This window comes from Gilliamella sp. B3023 (genome assembly GCF_026536845.1).
In the GTDB taxonomy this organism is placed as follows: domain Bacteria; phylum Pseudomonadota; class Gammaproteobacteria; order Enterobacterales; family Orbaceae; genus Gilliamella; species Gilliamella apicola_E.
This window is the reverse complement of sequence record NZ_JAFNNH010000052.1, coordinates 1-1191: the sequence shown is the minus strand read 5'-3', so window position 1 is coordinate 1191 and position 1191 is coordinate 1. Positions and strand designations below refer to the sequence as shown.

Below are 1191 nucleotides of genomic sequence, written 5' to 3'. Positions count from 1 at the left end.
GAATTAGAAATTTAGTAAGTTTGATCATTTAAAACTTTTTAAGTGAAATTTAAAACCTCAAAAACCCCGCTCCTCAACTTTTTTTGAGATATAAAAACGCAAAAATAAACCCGCCTAGGCGGGTAATTCAAACGTCGCTAAGCCACAAAATCGCTTTTTTATGGCTAAACGATGTTGAATCGTAGCTTTCTTTTAATCACCTAATACTATTTTTTATCACCCCCACCCCCGGTCTAAGGATTAAGGACGAAGAAATAAAAACTAAGGATAGGAGCAAAGTCCGTAGTTGTAGTAGTGGTTCCAACTCACATTACCTTGGTGTATGCTCACGATAGCCATATAACCACCAACCGGGTCACTAGCCCAGTACCAATAGCGGTAGAAGCCAACGTCTGAATAATCTTTCATATAACCCCACTCCGTGAAAAGCCCAGCATCTATATGACGCATGTAATGATTATCAGAGGAAGAAGGGGTGGCGCCGACAGCGCCTTGACATTCTAAATCTGTATCACGACAAAATGCATTGGTTAAATCCTTTACGCTAGGCATTCGATAACCAATACTATTACACCAAGATACAGTATTATAATGATAGTCCACCTTATAACCTCGGTTGACGAACCACTGCTTCAAAGTAAAACCATATTTGACGACAGGAGTACCTTGACTGTCACGACCGACCAACTCGAAGGTCTGAGGCAAAGATGGAGTGGAAATACGACCAGGACTGGATGAATTCTGTTGGGATTCGGTAGCGTAAGGACCAGTTAAAGTAACGCGTACGCTTGTAGCAGTAGAATTAGACATAGTAGCAGTGATACCTCCATGAGAAACAGGAGACCAAGACAATGGCTGACTACGACCACCAATATCTAAATCAAAGTACAATCCATTAGCGCCAGTTGTAGGAAAATTTCTACCGTAAAGTGACGGGTCAGTTGACTGAGGGATAAAACCCTTAGCTGGGTCCCACATTGAAGACGGACCAGCAAAATCAAAAGATGGGTAAGTAGGATCATCACCACGCTTACCATACATTAAATTAGGCTTAGCAAAACAAACCACCGACTCAGCCTTAGGATTGACGTAATAAGTCTCACTACTTGCACTGAAAGTACTATGATTAGGAAAACCGTAACGAGTAGATAATGTACCGTCAGTACTGGATAACGTAACCTTATAAGGTGC

Annotated in this window: 1 pseudogene; it reads right to left on the bottom strand. The window is 41.4% G+C overall.

Annotation, left to right across the window (positions count from 1 at the left end):
- Nucleotides 1-261: 261 nt before the first annotated feature.
- Nucleotides 262-1191, bottom strand: a pseudogene (locus J3U16_RS11895) (hypothetical protein); the annotation flags it as partial.